Raw genomic sequence first — 15567 nt, forward strand, 5'->3', positions numbered from 1 at the left:
TAGGAGTTAGTGGTCAGGAATTAGTTTTTATCGATTTGATCAGACCGTACAGCAATTTGGACACTTCATTCGTCATTTCAATAATTTGATCGGCTTTTTCCTTAGCTAACAAATTTAATCTAACGGAAAGATAAATCATTGAACGAACTTCACTATTGGAACCGAGGGAATAAAACAAAAATTTGGAAAAATCTGCATTTGAGCTACGTTCAAACCCTTCCGCAATATTGTTGGACACAGATACAGCTGCTCTTCTAATTTGATCTCTAAATCCAAAATCACGACAATGATCAAATTCAGAATATGTCAGTACTGCCAATTCCTGTGCCTTTTGCCAAACAATCAAATCCTCAAATCTTTGAACCGCCATACCTAACTACCAACTACTCGTTACTAATTACTATTCAATGGACTTCACAACAGCTTTCGGGGCTTCCTTCTTACTTCCATCGAATCCGGTGACACCTCCAACGGTAGTATACTTCATTACATACTTTTTGTCCGGGAAAATACGTTGGTAGGCACTTTGGCACATTAAAGTGGCCTCATGGAAGCCACAAAGGATCAATTTTAATTTCCCGGGATAGGTGTTCACGTCTCCAATGGCATAAATTCCTGGAATATTGGTCTGATAATCCAAGGAATTATCGACTTTAATGGCGTTCTTCTCGATTTCCAATCCCCAATCCCCGATGGGTCCGAGTTTCGGTGATAATCCGAACAAGGGGATAAAATTATCGATGTCGAGGGTGGTATCTTCTGAAGTTTCCGTGTTCCGAATCGTAACCTGTTCCAGTTTGGTATCACCATGCAAGGCGACAACTTCCGAAGGGGTCATTAAATTGATTTTTCCCTCATTTTTTAAATGCTGTACTTTTTCCACCGAATCCAAGGCTCCCCTAAATTCATTGCGTCGGTGTACCAAGGTGACTTCCGCTGCAATGTCTGCCAAGAATATGGACCAATCGAGGGCCGAATCCCCACCACCGGCAATCAATACTTTTTTATTGCGATAAATTTCCGGCTCCTTGATCATGTACGCCACACCGTTATCCTCGTATTTGTCCAAATTTTCCAATATCGGCTTTCTGGGCTCAAAACTTCCTAGCCCACCTGCAATGGCAACTACAGGAGCATGGTGCTTGGTGCCTTTGTTGGTGGTTACCACAAATGTGCCATCCTCCAATTTATCAATGGTCTCTGCCCTTTCACCCAAGGTAAATCCGGGTTGGAAAGGTTTGATTTGCTCCATCAGGTTGTCCACCAATTCGCCCGCCAATACTTCCGGATAACCTGGGATATCATAAATGGGTTTCTTGGGATAGATTTCGGCACATTGTCCACCAGCTTGGGGCAAGGCATCGATCAGATGGCATTTGAGTTGCAATAGGCCTGCTTCAAAAACAGCAAAGAGACCCGTAGGTCCCGCGCCAATGATAAGAATATCGGTTTTAATCATGTACAGTGCTTTTTCGGGGTGAAACTAAGGCGTACCCCAAGAAGTAATTATGATTTTTGTCAGTTAACTCACGTTGATGACTTCCTCGATCTGTGGCGCATATTTTTTTATGGTCATTTCCACACCACTTTTCAAGGTCATTTGATTAACGCTACAGGCAATGCAGTTTCCTTCCAACCGTACCTTTACCGAATTGTCGTTGTCGATTGAAATCAACGTAATATCGCCTCCATCACTCTGGAGAAACGGTCTGATTTCGTCCAATGCTTTTTCAACGTTGGTCTTGATTTCTTCTGAAGTCATCCTTATTTCTTTTTAACAGCCGAACATCCGGCCATTGTTGTAATCTTAATTGCTTCTGTCGGTGGCAGGTCGGTATTGCGACGCACCAACTCCTGCACCACATTTTTGGTCAGTTCCTCAAAGGCTTCCTCAATGGGGGAAGCGGTTTGCAATGCGGCGGGCCTTCCGACGTCACCTGCTTCGCGGATACTCTGTACCAATGGCATTTCGCCCAAAAATGGCACATCGAGGTCTTCCGCCAGATTTTTGGCCCCATTTTGACCAAAGATATAGTATTTGTTGTCTGGCAGCTCTTCCGGTGTAAAGTAGGCCATGTTTTCTACAATGCCCAGTACCGGTACATTGATGGCCTCTTGTTGGAACATAGCCACTCCCTTTCGGGCATCGGCCAAGGCAATCTCCTGTGGTGTGCTCACTACAACAGCTCCTGTTACCGGAAGGGATTGCATGATGCTCAAATGGATATCCCCGGTTCCGGGAGGCAAATCCAATAATAGAAAATCCAATTCGCCCCAATGGGCGTCGAAAATCATTTGGTTCAAAGCCTTGGCAGCCATGGGTCCCCTCCAAATAACTGCTTGGTTGGGCTGGGTAAAGAATCCGATGGAGAGCAATTTGACGCCATAATTTTCAATGGGTTTCATCTTTGCCTTTCCATTTACATTGATGGACAAGGGTTTTTCGTTGGCCACATCGAACATGATCGGCATGGATGGGCCGTAAATATCAGTATCCAATAAGCCCACCTTAAAGCCCATTTTGGCCAAGGTCACCGCCAAATTCGCTGTAATGGTACTTTTTCCAACACCGCCTTTACCCGAGGCAACGGCTATGATATTTTGAATGCCCGGAATGGGATTGCCCTTGATTTGGTTCACTTGGGGTTTGGCCGGCGCATCAACCTTTAGGTTGACCTTGATCTTGGCCTTTTGATACACTTCGGAATGGATGATCTTCAAGATCTCCACCTCTGTTTTCTTCTTGGCCTGAAGACTCGGGTTTTTTATGGTCACATCCACCTCAACTTCATCCCCAAACACCTGAACATTGGTCACAGCACCACTTTCCACCAAGTTCTGTCCTTCACCCGGTGCCGAAATTTTTTCCAAAGCCTGTAATATGTCTGCTTTTTTCAACTTCATGTATTCCATTTTTTACTCAGTCTTTTAAACTGATTCTAAACTACAAAGATACGACACTGGACTTATATGGAGAAGATGTGCCCCTTAATTTCAACAAAGTGATTTTTGGCATTCCAAACCCGTTATGATTCTCCATATTTGGTTGCGCAAGAAATTTAAAATAGGTGAAAAAGCCTTAGCTTAGTTGCTCAGTAAATTACCGACCAACATGTTGCACAAAACCAAAAACCCCCTACTTGTAGTATCTATCCTGTTCCTCTTTTTGTTTTCCTGTTCGTCCAACAAGCAATCTTTTACCAAGCGTGATGTAAAGAAGGCGGAAAAGCTGATCGGGCTTGACTTTTCCAAACGTGATATCGACACCTTGTATCCGTATTTAAAACGGAACCGTTCCGGATTTGATTCCCTGCGAAAATATCCCTTGGAAAACGATGTGTTCCCAGCTGTCCGTTTTGATCCCGTCCCACTAGGTTTTGAAATGCCGGAGCAACTAAATGGCAACGACTGGACCATTCCCGCAAATGTTGAAATTCCGGAACGGTTCGACGATTTGGCCTTTTTTACCATTCCACAACTGGCCTCTTTGATCAAGTACAAAAAAATTACCTCAACGGAGCTAACGAAGTTTTTCCTGGCCCGATTGAAAAAATACCAACCTACCCTGCAATGTAGCATCAGCATTACCGATAGTTTGGCCCTTGCACAGGCCAAGCGTGCCGACGAAGAAATCCAAAATGGGCAGTATCGAGGCATTTTGCATGGCATTCCCTATGGCACCAAAGATTTGATGGCGGTGCCAGGTTATACCACTACTTGGGGTGCAGCACCCTATAAAGATCAGGTGATCGATCAAACCGCTACAGTTATCCAAAAACTGGAAGGTGCCGGAGCCGTTCTGGTCGCCAAATTAGTGTCCGGGGCCCTTGCCCGTGGGGATGTTTGGTTCGGTGGAAAAACAAAAAATCCATGGGACCTGACCCAAGGCGCCAGCGGTTCGTCGGCTGGATCTGGGTCGGCCACTGCTGCCGGTCTGGTACCATTTGCATTGGGTACGGAAACCTTGGGGTCCATTACCTCCCCAAGTACCCGAAACGGGGTAACTGGGTTGCGACCCACCTATGGCCGGGTTAGCCGGCATGGGGTCATGAGTTTGAGCTGGTCCATGGACAAGGTGGGGCCTTTGGCCAGAAATGCCGAAGATTGCGCCATTGTGCTGTCCGTAATTCAAGGGAAAGACAAAAACGACCTTACCACAGTGGATCTGCCCTTTGGGGTGAATTGGAACAAGGACATTAAAAAACTCAAAGTGGCCTATCTGCAAAAGGACATTGAAAAAGATACCACCGACAGTGGCAACAATCTCAGAAATGCCTTGAAAGTGTTCAAGGAAATGGGTGTGGAACCCATAGCTGTGGAAATGCCCAAAGATGTGCCTTTCCGTGGTTTCGATATTATTTTAAGAGCGGAGGCCGGGGCATTTTTCGATGATTTGGTTCGTTCGGGGCAAGTGGATATTATGGTGGAACAAGACCAACGGTCCAGGGCCAATTCGTTGCGACAAAGTCGTTTCATCCCCGCGGTGGAATACCTTCAAGCCAACAGGCAGCGACAGGTATTGATGCAGAAAATGCAAGAACTGATGAAGGATTACGATGTGTTGATCTCGCCATCATTTGGCAACGATCAATTGTTGGCCACCAACTTGACAGGGCATCCCGTAATTGCCCTGCCAACGGGTCTGGATAAAAAGAACCATCCTACCAGCTTAACCTTGGTGGGCAAGTTATACGACGAAGCAAGTATTTTGTTATTGGCTAAAGCCTTTCAGGATAACAGCAGTTTTGATGAATTGCACCCCCCAGGATACTGATCAAAGCTCTTTGGAAGGATCCCAAAAGTGTTTCTGAAAATCAACGATTTGATTGTCGACAACCTTGATTCCCTCATTTTCCAGTAGTTGTTGCATAAGGTTGGTGCCACCAAAATGATGCTTGCCCGTCAATACGCCAACCCGATTCACCACACGATGTGCGGGCACATCCTTGGCATGTGAATTGTTCATGGCCCAGCCTACCATGCGCGCACTGCGGGCCGCACCCAAATATTTGGCAATGGCGCCGTAACTCGTGACCCGCCCATATGGAATTTGTTGGGCCACTTCGTAAACCTTATCAAAAAAACTGACTTCCTCCATGTTAGCGGTATAATATGCGCATAAGGGTAATGACCAAAAGCAGAACCATCAAGGCGCTTAAAATGTAATTCGAGTTTTTAGAAAAACGATTGGTCTTGGTCTCCAACTTATCAAAATAAAAGGTGTACAGGTAGAGCACCGAAAAGGTTCCGGCACCGGCGGCGATGACAAAGGTAGTGATGTCCTTCGCTTCAAATTTGATCCAGCCAGCTTCGTTCCACATGGCATTCAACCCACTGTAGTAGGGGATGGTCAATAAATTCAACGAAGCCAAGAGCACCCCTTTCAAAAAGCTGTTCTTTTTGCTCACATTGACCTCTTTGATCTTTTGGCCCTTGTTCCGTTTGGCCATCAGGAAAAAATAAACCGCAAAAATGGCAAAAATGGCAATGGCAATTTTGAGCAGGGCATCGATGACTTCAGGATTCCGGTACAGAAATTTGGAGATGAAAACAGCGATATATGCCTGAACAATAATGGTGGAAGATACCCCTAAACTAAAAATGATTCCATTCAATTTCCCCTTCTCCACACTGATCTTGGCAGCATTCATGTTCAAAAGGCCGGGGGGCACGGTTGCCATGAAAGCCGCAGAAAATGTGGCAAAAAATAGAATGAGAATATGGGTCATCGGTCAGTGGTCAGTGGATCCTAAATTGGATATATGTAATTGGTTTTCCTTTCTCAAGATACTGATTTTCATAGAATGTCTGTATCTCCAGCACTTCTTTTGGTGCACCCTCATTTTTGTACACATCGTGATTGGCATACCTAATTTCGTGTCCCATCCCCTGCAACAAACCCAAGGTATACCCGTGCATGAACTCACTGTCCGTTTTCAGATTGACGGTTCCTTCCGAATTGAGAATCTGTTTGTATTTTTTTAGAAAATCCGGATTGGTCATTCGGTGTTTGGTGCGCTTGTACTTGATTTGTGGATCGGGAAAAGTGATCCATATTTCGGACACTTCGTTTGCACCAAAAAGCTGGTCGATGAGCTCAATCTGCGAACGCAAAAACGCTACGTTTTTCAAATCTTGATCCAATGCTGTTTTGGCACCACGCCAAAATCTTGCGCCTTTGATATCGACCCCAATGTAATTCTTATCCGGATTTCGTTTGGCCAATCCAATGGTGTATTCCCCTTTACCACAGCCCAATTCCAATACAATGGGATGGTCGTTGCCAAAAAAGGAAGCCCAATTGCCCTTGTACTTAAATCCTTCCAAAACCTCATCCCTTGTTGGCTGTACCACATTGGCAAAGGTCTCGTTCTCTTTGAACCGTTTCAGTTTGTTCTTGCTCCCCACCTGAATTGAATTGGTTGAAAATTTAATGATTTGGCAAAACTAAGGAAATCTAAATGCAAAACACGGGATGTTTATTTGTACTTATGCAGAATCCTAAACGAATATTGGTCGCTCCCCTAAATTGGGGCTTGGGACATGCCACACGATGCATCCCAATTATTCAAGCTTTATTGGAGCATGGGCACCAACCTTTTATTGCATCCGATGGGGTGGCCCTATCGCTGTTGCAAAAGGAATTTCCTGAATTGCCGTCCTTTGAACTGCCTTCCTATAAGATCACCTATGCAGAAAAAGGGAAGAATTTTAAGATGAAGATGATCTGGGATTCACCTAAGGTGTTGAAAGCGATGGCCAAAGAGAAAAAAGCGGTGAAGCGATTGGTAAAAGAACAGGGTATTGACGGCATTATTTCCGACAATCGATTGGGCGCCTACTACAAAAAGGTGCCCTGTGTTTTTATCACCCACCAATTGAACGTACTATCTGGCAATACCACTTGGATGAGCTCCAAGGCCCATCAAAAAATCATCAAGAAATTTGACGCCTGCTGGGTACCCGATGTGGCCGGTAAACCCAACTTGACCGGTAAATTGGGGCATCTTAAAAAATCGAAGTTGCCCATTCTGTACCTCGGCCCCTTGAGTCGGTTTGAAAAAATGGACCTGCCCCAAAAATATGACCTTATGGTATTGCTTTCGGGTCCGGAGCCCCAACGCACTTTATTGGAGGAAAAATTGTTCACTGAACTTCAAGGATTTGAAGGCCATATCCTTTTTGTAAAAGGAAAAATTGAAGCCCAACAGACCACTGAAACGATTACTCTACCGAAGGGAAGTATTACCCTGTACAATTTTATGCAATCCAAAGCGCTTCAACAGGCATTGAACCAAAGCGAAAAAGTGCTTTGCCGATCAGGCTATACCACCGTGATGGATCTTGCCAAATTGGAGAAAAAAGCCTTCTTCATCCCAACTCCGGGGCAGTATGAGCAGGAATATTTGGCCAAGCGCATAGAAAAACAAGGACTGGTTCCCTATTGCAAGCAGGAAGACTTTACACTTGACCAACTGGATAGAATCAAAGATTTTGATGGGCTCACCCAGTTTGTTTCGGATATCGATTATTTCGATTTGTTTGCACTTTTTTCCAAAGTAAAGGAAAATTCGGAACCGACATCCACTTCGCTTTCCACATAGATCTTTTCGCCATGGGCTTCGATTATGTGCTTCACAATGGAAAGTCCAAGACCGGACCCACCTTCGGAACGGCTACCACTTTGGTCCACCCGATAAAAGCGTTCAAATAATCGTGGAATATGTTGTTTGGGAATGCCGACACCGTTATCGGTCACGCGAACAATCACTTTGTTTTTGATCAGGTTCTCCACACTGACCTCCGTGGTTCCATTGGGATGGCCATATTTAATGGAATTCACCAATAAGTTGCTGATCACCTGCTGGATTTTTTCCCTATCGGCATTGACATAAATAGGGTTGGGATATTCCATATCAAACGTCAGGGCAATTTCCTTTTTGGCAGCTTTCATTTCCAAAAGATCGAAGGTGTTTTGGATAAGTTCGATAATGTCAAAATCCGAACGTTCCACCTTGAGCTCCCCTGCTTCAAACTTGGTGATAAGATCGAGGTCCTTCACAATATAAATGAGACGCTCCACTCCTTTACTGGCCCGTTCCAAATATTTTTCGCGCAGTTTTTTGTCCTTCATGGCTCCATCCAAAAGCGTTAGGATGTAACCTTGCACCGTGAACAATGGTGTTTTTAGTTCATGGGAAACGTTGCCCAAGAAATCCTTGCGGTATTCCTCCCGAATTTTGAGGGTATCGATTTCTATCTTCTTGCCTTCGGCGAACTTTTCAATCTCTTCGGTGAGGGTCTTCATGTCGGTGGTAACCGGCTTTGAGGAGAACGATGATGATTCCAACAGGGAAACATCATCATAGATTTTTTTGATCCTTCGGTAAATGAACCGCTCTACCCTTACTTGAATCACAGTAAAGCTGATGATAAAGACGGTCAAGGTAAAGAGGAGGGTATGGGGCCAATCCAAATGGTCGTCATCCAGATGAAAAAGCACAAATACAGCAGAAATCAATAAGGTTATTACAAAGGATGACCTAAGGGCAAACTTATATGACTTCTTAAGTTTAATGGCCATTAGAGAACAAACTTATAGCCAACGCCCTTTACGGTTTTGAAGTGGTCATCGCCAATTTTTTCGCGCAGTTTACGAATGTGCACATCAATGGTACGGCCACCAACAACAACCTCATTGCCCCAGACTTTGTCCAGGATCACTTCGCGCTTGAACACTTTGTTGGGCTTGGAGGTCAATAGGGACAACAATTCGAACTCTTTTCGTGGCAAGATGATTTCTTCCCCGTTGTTCACAATCTTGTACTCTTCCCGATTGATTACAATATTGCCCACCTTGACGATTTCGTCCACTTCCTTCTTCTCTTCCTTCAACCTGCGCAACAAGGCCTTCACCTTACTGACCAGAACTTTTGGTTTTATGGGCTTGGTAATGTAATCATCCGCACCGGCATCGAATCCTGCCACTTGGGAGTAATCTTCTCCGCGGGCGGTTAAAAATGCAATGATGGTGTTTTCCAATCCGGGTGTGTTCCGTATCATCTCACAAGCCTCAATACCGTCCATTTCTGGCATCATTACATCCATAATGATCAAATGGGGCTGTTTTTTCTTGGCTTTCGAAACGCCTTCAACTCCGTTTTTTGCCGTAAAAACCTCATAGCCCTCGGCCGAGAGGTTGTAACTCACAATTTCCAGAATATCAGGCTCATCGTCAACGAGCAATATCTTAATGTCCTTCGTTTTCATGGGATGGTATTTCTGTGTTGTTCCGTCAAATGTAAAGATAATACACTAACGGCATAAATGCTTAACGTTCATTTAAACTGATAACCTTATTGTAACCTTTTTGGCATAAAGTCTTAACATGCACCTAACACCGCTTTTACAGCACCCCCGTTTCTTTGCCCCAAAATTACAATTCGACATTTTAGCATATGAAAACGTATATATTAGTAGCCTTCTCCTTTTTCACCTTAATGGCTTCCGCCCAGGAAAATGGAAGCATTGTGGGTAAGTTAACGGACAAGGAACTAAATAATGAACCGCTACCCTTTGCCAACGTATTGATCAAAGGGACCACCACTGGAACCACTTCCGATTTCGATGGTCTTTTTGAATTGGCCAATGTAGAGCCAGGCACCTATACTTTGGTGTTCAGCTTTTTGGGTTATGAAACTTTGGAAGTGCCCAATGTAGTGGTGGAAGCGGGAAAAGTGACCGAAATAAACGCCGGTTTGGGTGCGAGTAGTGTTGGCCTTGATGAAGTGGTCGTGACCACTTCTGCCCGAAAGGACTCTGAAGTAGCCCTATTGTTGCAACAAAAAAATGCCTTGGTAATGCAAGAGGCCATCAGTGCCGAAGCGCTTACCTTAAAAGGTATCGACGATGCCGCTGCGGCCGTGGCCCAGATTTCAGGTATTTCCAAACAACAGGGATCGAGCAATGTATATGTAAGAGGTTTGGGAGACCGTTACCAGAACACCACCATGAACGGGCTTTCGTTGCCATCCAACGACGTAAACAAAAAGAACATCAACTTGGACCTTTTTGGCTCCAGCATTATTGAGAATGTATCTGTTAGCAAGGCTTACAGTCCTACGTTTTATGGGGATTTTGCTGCGGGTAACGTAAATGTGAATTCCAAGGAATACACCGGTGATGGCTATGTAGAAGTAGCATTGGGCGGGGGTGTAAACACCAACACCATTGGTGAGGATTTCGTAAAAAGCGAAGGTACTGGAGACTTTGGTTTCTACAATCGCTACGATAATGATCCTTTTGCTGTTATTCTTTCGCACGGTGTGGATCCAGAATCGGCTTGGGACCCCATAAATCTATCTGGCGCCATTGAAGCCGGATATTCATTTGATTTCAATAATGACCGTTCTCGCTTAAGTTTCTTCGGCGCAGCAAGTTTTTCCAACGGCTATGAGTTTAGGGAAGGCCCAGCCAGGGATTTCACCAACGTTCTGAAATTCGATTTTCCCAGTGTCCGTGAATATGCCTACAAGACCACTACCACCATTCTTGGTAACATAGCTTATCGAATTAACAATGAACACAAAGTGAAGTTTAGTTCTTTGTTTGTAAACAACTCCACCGATGCTGTTGGTTATTATGGAATTGATGGCGATGGCTTCAATAGGGACGGTATTACTTCCGACAATGGATTCTTCATTCAGAATACACAGTTTAACCAAGATATGATCTTTGTAAACCAATTGACGGGTCAGCATGTATTTGATGAAAAACTATCCTTTGATTGGGGAGTCGGCTTTAATAAAGTGTTCTCGGACGAACCGGACAGAAAAAGGTTCACTTTGGAAAACTATCAATTCAGTCTTGATAACGACCCAAATACAAACCCCGTATTCTTTACCAATACCGCATTTGAAAATCAACGCTTCTTTCAAAGCATTGAAGATGATGAGCTCAATAGCTATATGAACCTTTCCTATGAACTTTCAGAAAAGGTGACCATGAACTTCGGATACAATGGAAGAAGAAAAGAGCGTAGGTTCAATAGTATCCGATATGGATATCGCATCTTCGATAGAACTACTCCCATTGCCGATGTAAATGACCTCAACTCGTTCTTTACAATTGAGAACAGCAGCCTTGTAGGGAGTGAAAATGCACTATACGAGATTCGAAACTTGAATCCGATCAACAACGAAATTGGCTCCATAAACAGACCCGGTTTACCAGACAACACCTACAAGGGGAATCTTGGCATCCATGCCGGTTATGTTTCTGTTGATTTTAAGGTCGGTGAGAATTTGAACATTGTTCCTGGATTAAGGGCCGAATCAGTAAGTCAAAAAATCAATTATAACGTAATCAACCTTCCTCCAAACGATCCAGGTTTTAGGAATGTTTATGAAAACCTATTCTTGCCAAGTTTGAACATCAAGTACGCCTTGAATGAAGACTCTAACCTTAGATTCTCTTTCAGCAACACTGTTTCGTTCCCAGAATTTAAAGAAGTTGCCCCCTTTGTTTATGAAGGTGTAACCCAACGTGTTGGTGGTAACCCAGACCTTTTCGGTGGAAGAAACGGTAGCGGGGTAAATTATTCGGACATCTACAACTTTGACCTTAAATACGAGTGGTTCTTGGAAAGAGGAGAGATCATTTCTCTTGCCGCTTTTGGAAAATTGATTCAGGACCCTGTAAACAAGGTAATTGCGGCTGACGCAACCGGAACCCAACGTTTTTTCAGGACAGGGGACCAGGCGGAGGCCTATGGTGTGGAACTTGAGTTGAGGAAAAACCTCGTTTCCGATGCAGAGGACAACGCCACCCTTTCTGTAGGTTTGAACGCTGCGTATACGCATACTACCCAAGATCTTAAAAACATTGAGGCTGGTGAAGAGAACACCTTTGGTACATCATTCGATCGTGACTCTGACGAACTGGAAGGCGCTTCGCCCTTTATCATTAATGCCGATGTGAACTATAGCCCCATTTTTGGAAACTACCGACCAAAGGCAACCATGGTTTTCTCCTATTTCTCCGACCGTATTTACGCTTTGGGAGCCGGGTCACTTGGAAATATCGTGGAAAACGGGGTGCCGACCTTAAATTTTGTTTGGCAGAACGCATTTGGGGAACATTTTGAGGCCAATTTAAGTGCCAAAAACCTATTGAATCCGAATGTAACCCTTACCAGGGAAAACACGGGTAATGGTGATATAATTATTAGAGAGTATAACCTTGGGGTTAACGTTGGGCTAACCCTTAAATATAAATTTTAATTCCTTTTTAAACTTAAACAAATGAAAAACAAGTTTTTATTTTTAGGTATAGCCGCCGCTTTGTTCATTGCTTGTGAAGCCGACGATACCGCCGATATTGTTATCAACGATAACAGTGTTACGAACAACACCACCCAAACCGGTGGATCAACAGAAACCGAAGTTAGATTGAGTGGTATTTATACCGAGGATTTGACTTTGGATGCAAGTAAGGATTACATTTTAACCGGTGCTACTATCATGGCAAGTGGAACTACCCTTACCATTCCAGCCGGAACTACCATTAAGGCGCAGGCAGCAGGTACAAGTGTTTATTTGGCCATTGCTCAAGGTGCTCAAATTATTGCCGATGGAACAGCTTCCAACCCTATCGTTTTTACTTCTGCAGCCAGCAACCCATCTGCAGGGGATTGGGGTGGTTTGATCCTTTTGGGTAGAGCTCCTTTGAACTCTGTAACCGGAACAGCCACTTCCACCTCAGAAATAGGCAACCTTCCCTATGGAGGTAACCAGTCCGATGATGACTCTGGGATCTTGAGATATGTAAGAGTTGAGTATTCTGGAGGTGCAGCTGATGGTCAATCTGAAAACAATGGTTTCTCTTTTTACGGCGTTGGAAACGGAACCATCGTTGAATACATCCAAGCATTCGAAGGTGATGATGATGGTGTGGAATTCTTTGGTGGTACTGTTGACGTAAGATATGTTGTGGTCATTAATGCTGCTGATGATTCCATCGATTGGACCGAGGGCTACTCCGGTACCATTACCGATGCCTACGTGATTCAAGGCGATGGAATTGGAGACGAGGCTTTTGAATGTGATGGGTTCAACACCGACTATACCAATGCCACTGGAACCTTCTCCAATCCAACCGTGACCAATGTTACGATCATTAGTGAAAGTGCCGCAGATAGCACCAGAGGTTTCTTACTACGTGCTGGTACACAAGGAACATTTAGTAATGTTGAGATTATCGGAAAAGCCACAGGAATTTCTGTTGACGATGATGATAACGGTACTCCTACATCCCAAAACATTACAGATGACACTTTAACCTTTACTGACGTTACCTTCACAAACGTAGGTGCCAACACCCAAATTGATGGTGGTGTTGCAGAAGCAGACTTGGTGACCGGTATCGGAAATGGTACCGGAACCGATTTCGCCACTTGGGGCGCTGGTTGGACCGTAGGTACCAACTAAACATTCAGCAAAATAATTTTAAGAGCCCCCGCCAAAACGGGGGCTTCTTTTTTGCATTTCATCGAAAAGTAACCCCCTATTCGTCAAATAGTTCCACTTTCGCGTTACAATTTTTTTATATTTGTGGCATAGCGTTTGCAACCATTAACGTATGAAGCACTTTTACCTAGTCATCTTCTTTTTTGTATGTGCTCTCGGATTTTCGCAGGAAAATGCCAAGGGCAATGCAGATATTGACGGGTTTAAGCTCTATCCCAACCCAGTAACCCAGGGCAAAGTCTATATCGAGACCACCCAAAATGCTCCAAAGAAAATCCTGGTTTTTGACGTACTCGGTACGCAAGTACTCCAGACTACCATTTTGGGCAAGGAACTCAATCTTTCCAATTTGGACAAAGGGGTCTATATTCTGCGTGTTTTTGAGAACAACAAAGTGGCTACCAGAAAGTTAATCATCAAATAGTAGCCAACCCCCGAATTTTACACCACAAGTTTTCTACATTTCCCAACACATTTACCGCTTTCACAACAATTTGTGGCACTTCTGCCGGTGATGGTCTATTTTTACATTGCACATATACCCCAAATCAGCCTCTATGAAGAAACTTTACTTTGTACTACTTATGGCCATACCCATTTTTACTTACGGTCAAGAGCTGGTCAGTGTAAACACTGAGCCCGTGCAGGAACTAAAGGGTTTTAAAATGTATCCGAACCCTGCCTATGGAGATGAGGTGTACATCACCACAGAGTCCAACGGAACCAAGGATATCAAAATTTTTGATGTTTTTGGTGAAATCGTTCTCACCTCCAGAATTACAACCAATACCTTGGACATTTCCAGATTGGTGCCCGGAGTATATGTTCTACAGGTTACCGAACAGAAAAAAACAATGACCCGAAAACTGGTGGTCAAATAAAAATCAAACAATCCAAGCCCCTTTTCGCAAGGGGCTTTTTATTTTTGGGGTACTTTTATCCCCAAATGGAACCGATAGACACCCAACGCATTTTCTCCATCCGAAATACCGCCCAGTTTGAGGAGGTCGCTTTGGCTATTTTCAAGTATCAGTATCACCAAAATGGTGTCTATCGTAAATTCTGTGACTTTTTGGGTAAATCTGACAGAACAGTTGCCCAATTGGTCGACGTTCCATTTTTGCCCATCGAGTTTTTTAAATCCCATCATGTGGTTTGTGGAAGCACGAAGCCCCAAGCCATCTTTGAAAGCAGTGGCACCACGCAATCCCAGACCAGCAAACATTTTGTTCCCGACCTATCATTGTATGAGCAAAGTTTTTTAAACGCTTTTTCCCTGTTTTATGGGCCTGTCGAGGACTATTGCATTTTGGCACTGTTACCCTCCTATTTGGAACGCCAAGGCTCTTCCTTGGTATATATGGTGAATAATTTGGTGAAACGATCCAACCATCCTGACAGTGGATTTTATCTCCATAATCTTGAAGAACTGCACAAAAAATTGTCGGAAGTGGAACAAAAGGGAACCAAAACCTTGCTGATCGGGGTTTCTTTTGCACTATTGGATCTGGCAGAACAATTCCCAATGCCCTTAAAAAATACCATCATTATGGAAACAGGGGGTATGAAGGGCCGACGCAAGGAACTGATCCGTGAGGAACTGCATCTCATCCTCAAAAAAGCGTTTGGCGTGCAAACAATCCACTCGGAATATGGGATGACGGAACTCCTCTCACAAGGCTATTCCCATGGCAATGGAATCTTTCAATCACCACCGTGGATGAAGATTTTGATCCGCGACAGTGAAGACCCCTTAAGTTTTCAAACCGAAGGAAAAACCGGTGGTATCAACGTGATCGACTTGGCCAATCTCTATTCGTGCTCCTTTATTGCCACCCAGGATTTGGGCAAAACATTGCCCTATGGCTCTTTTGAAGTGTTGGGCCGGTTCGATAATTCCGATATTCGGGGGTGTAACTTGATGGTGCTTTAGCACAAAATGACGATTGCGTTAACCTGAACTCGTTTCAGGTTCTCAACTTGATACACATAGCGGCTTCGTGAGATTCTTCATTTCATTCAGAATGACACTTTTTGGACC

General features: G+C 44.1%; 16 protein-coding genes. 7 read left to right on the forward strand and 9 right to left on the reverse strand.

All coding sequences use genetic code 11. The annotated features are described in order from the left end of the window. Positions 1–13: 13 nt before the first annotated feature. From EO131_RS02150 to EO131_RS02165, 4 genes are all read right to left on the reverse strand, one after another. A complete protein-coding gene (locus EO131_RS02150; protein WP_127018699.1) occupies positions 14–370 on the reverse strand; it encodes a four helix bundle protein in 357 nt (118 codons plus the stop codon). A 30-nt stretch (positions 371–400) separates the two neighbouring features. Continuing rightward, positions 401–1459 carry an NAD(P)/FAD-dependent oxidoreductase gene (locus tag EO131_RS02155; RefSeq protein ID WP_127018700.1) on the reverse strand — a complete coding sequence of 353 codons (1059 nt, stop codon included), beginning with the start codon at positions 1457–1459 and terminating at the stop codon, positions 401–403. 63 nt (positions 1460–1522) lie between these two features. After that, on the reverse strand, positions 1523–1762 hold the full coding sequence (locus EO131_RS02160) for a NifU family protein (RefSeq protein ID WP_127018701.1): 240 nt from the start codon (positions 1760–1762) through the stop codon (positions 1523–1525). A 2-nt stretch (positions 1763–1764) separates the two neighbouring features. Next, complete coding sequence (locus EO131_RS02165) at positions 1765–2904, reverse strand: Mrp/NBP35 family ATP-binding protein (RefSeq protein ID WP_127018702.1); 1140 nt, start codon at positions 2902–2904, stop codon at positions 1765–1767. 208 nt (positions 2905–3112) lie between these two features. Between EO131_RS02165 and EO131_RS02170 the strand changes: the two genes are divergently transcribed. Further along, on the forward strand, positions 3113–4774 hold the full coding sequence (locus tag EO131_RS02170) for an amidase (RefSeq protein WP_127018703.1): 1662 nt from the start codon (positions 3113–3115) through the stop codon (positions 4772–4774). Here the strand turns inward: EO131_RS02170 and EO131_RS02175 are convergent, their stop codons facing one another. From EO131_RS02175 to trmB, 3 genes are read right to left on the reverse strand one after another with little or no spacing between them, the layout of a single operon-like run. Beyond that, positions 4775–5098 (reverse strand): MGMT family protein, encoded by a 324-nt coding sequence (locus EO131_RS02175; protein WP_127018704.1) that lies wholly within the window; start codon positions 5096–5098, stop codon positions 4775–4777. Between the two features lies 1 nt (position 5099). Continuing rightward, complete coding sequence (locus EO131_RS02180; RefSeq protein ID WP_127018705.1) at positions 5100–5729, reverse strand: LysE family transporter; 630 nt, start codon at positions 5727–5729, stop codon at positions 5100–5102. A 10-nt stretch (positions 5730–5739) separates the two neighbouring features. Further along, the gene (trmB, locus tag EO131_RS02185; RefSeq protein ID WP_127018706.1) at positions 5740–6408 is read right to left on the reverse strand and encodes a tRNA (guanosine(46)-N7)-methyltransferase TrmB; all 669 of its coding nucleotides are present in this window, start codon (positions 6406–6408) and stop codon (positions 5740–5742) included. Positions 6409–6491: 83 nt separating this feature from the next. Between trmB and EO131_RS02190 the strand changes: the two genes are divergently transcribed. Next, positions 6492–7604, forward strand: coding sequence for a glycosyltransferase (locus EO131_RS02190; RefSeq protein WP_127018707.1), 1113 nt, complete (start codon positions 6492–6494; stop codon positions 7602–7604). Here EO131_RS02190 and EO131_RS02195 read toward each other — a convergent pair. Together EO131_RS02195 and EO131_RS02200 are read right to left on the reverse strand one after the other, a co-directional pair. Continuing rightward, positions 7529–8584, reverse strand: a complete 1056-nt coding sequence (locus EO131_RS02195; protein ID WP_127018708.1) for a sensor histidine kinase — start codon at positions 8582–8584, stop codon at positions 7529–7531. The two genes, EO131_RS02190 and EO131_RS02195, sit on opposite strands and share 76 nt — an antisense overlap. Next, the gene (locus EO131_RS02200) at positions 8584–9270 is read right to left on the reverse strand and encodes a response regulator transcription factor (protein WP_127018709.1); all 687 of its coding nucleotides are present in this window, start codon (positions 9268–9270) and stop codon (positions 8584–8586) included. The genes EO131_RS02195 and EO131_RS02200 overlap by 1 nt, the downstream gene beginning before the upstream one ends. Before the next feature lie 188 nt (positions 9271–9458). Here EO131_RS02200 and EO131_RS02205 point away from each other — a divergent pair, with 188 nt between their 5' ends. The 5 genes from EO131_RS02205 (at position 9459) to EO131_RS02225 (ending at position 15459) form a co-directional block, all read left to right on the forward strand. Beyond that, positions 9459–12281, forward strand: coding sequence for a TonB-dependent receptor (locus EO131_RS02205; protein WP_241243773.1), 2823 nt, complete (start codon positions 9459–9461; stop codon positions 12279–12281). A 21-nt stretch (positions 12282–12302) separates the two neighbouring features. Further along, on the forward strand, positions 12303–13487 hold the full coding sequence (locus tag EO131_RS02210; protein ID WP_127018710.1) for a multidrug transporter: 1185 nt from the start codon (positions 12303–12305) through the stop codon (positions 13485–13487). A gap of 151 nt (positions 13488–13638) precedes the next feature. Further along, positions 13639–13950, forward strand: coding sequence for a T9SS type A sorting domain-containing protein (locus EO131_RS02215; RefSeq protein ID WP_127018711.1), 312 nt, complete (start codon positions 13639–13641; stop codon positions 13948–13950). A 133-nt stretch (positions 13951–14083) separates the two neighbouring features. Next, positions 14084–14407, forward strand: coding sequence for a T9SS type A sorting domain-containing protein (locus EO131_RS02220; protein WP_127018712.1), 324 nt, complete (start codon positions 14084–14086; stop codon positions 14405–14407). Positions 14408–14472: 65 nt separating this feature from the next. After that, positions 14473–15459, forward strand: a complete 987-nt coding sequence (locus EO131_RS02225) for a long-chain-fatty-acid--protein ligase (protein ID WP_127018713.1) — start codon at positions 14473–14475, stop codon at positions 15457–15459. The last annotated feature ends 108 nt before the right edge of the window (positions 15460–15567 follow it).

The organism is Flagellimonas beolgyonensis, from assembly GCF_003992615.1.
GTDB lineage: Bacteria > Bacteroidota > Bacteroidia > Flavobacteriales > Flavobacteriaceae > Flagellimonas > Flagellimonas beolgyonensis.

Bases quoted from the DNA above. Each gene is read 5' to 3' on its own strand.
- EO131_RS02150 (WP_127018699.1), bottom strand. From the start codon at position 370: ATGGCGGTTCAAAGATTTGAGGATTTGATTGTTTGGCAAAAGGCACAG.
- EO131_RS02155 (WP_127018700.1), bottom strand. From the start codon at position 1,459: ATGATTAAAACCGATATTCTTATCATTGGCGCGGGACCTACGGGTCTC.
- EO131_RS02160 (WP_127018701.1), bottom strand. From the start codon at position 1,762: ATGACTTCAGAAGAAATCAAGACCAACGTTGAAAAAGCATTGGACGAA.
- EO131_RS02165 (WP_127018702.1), bottom strand. From the start codon at position 2,904: ATGAAGTTGAAAAAAGCAGACATATTACAGGCTTTGGAAAAAATTTCG.
- EO131_RS02170 (WP_127018703.1), top strand. From the start codon at position 3,113: ATGTTGCACAAAACCAAAAACCCCCTACTTGTAGTATCTATCCTGTTC.
- EO131_RS02175 (WP_127018704.1), bottom strand. From the start codon at position 5,098: ATGGAGGAAGTCAGTTTTTTTGATAAGGTTTACGAAGTGGCCCAACAA.
- EO131_RS02180 (WP_127018705.1), bottom strand. From the start codon at position 5,729: ATGACCCATATTCTCATTCTATTTTTTGCCACATTTTCTGCGGCTTTC.
- EO131_RS02190 (WP_127018707.1), top strand. From the start codon at position 6,492: ATGCAGAATCCTAAACGAATATTGGTCGCTCCCCTAAATTGGGGCTTG.
- EO131_RS02195 (WP_127018708.1), bottom strand. From the start codon at position 8,584: ATGGCCATTAAACTTAAGAAGTCATATAAGTTTGCCCTTAGGTCATCC.
- EO131_RS02200 (WP_127018709.1), bottom strand. From the start codon at position 9,270: ATGAAAACGAAGGACATTAAGATATTGCTCGTTGACGATGAGCCTGAT.
- EO131_RS02205 (WP_241243773.1), top strand. From the start codon at position 9,459: ATGAAAACGTATATATTAGTAGCCTTCTCCTTTTTCACCTTAATGGCT.
- EO131_RS02210 (WP_127018710.1), top strand. From the start codon at position 12,303: ATGAAAAACAAGTTTTTATTTTTAGGTATAGCCGCCGCTTTGTTCATT.
- EO131_RS02215 (WP_127018711.1), top strand. From the start codon at position 13,639: ATGAAGCACTTTTACCTAGTCATCTTCTTTTTTGTATGTGCTCTCGGA.
- EO131_RS02220 (WP_127018712.1), top strand. From the start codon at position 14,084: ATGAAGAAACTTTACTTTGTACTACTTATGGCCATACCCATTTTTACT.
- EO131_RS02225 (WP_127018713.1), top strand. From the start codon at position 14,473: ATGGAACCGATAGACACCCAACGCATTTTCTCCATCCGAAATACCGCC.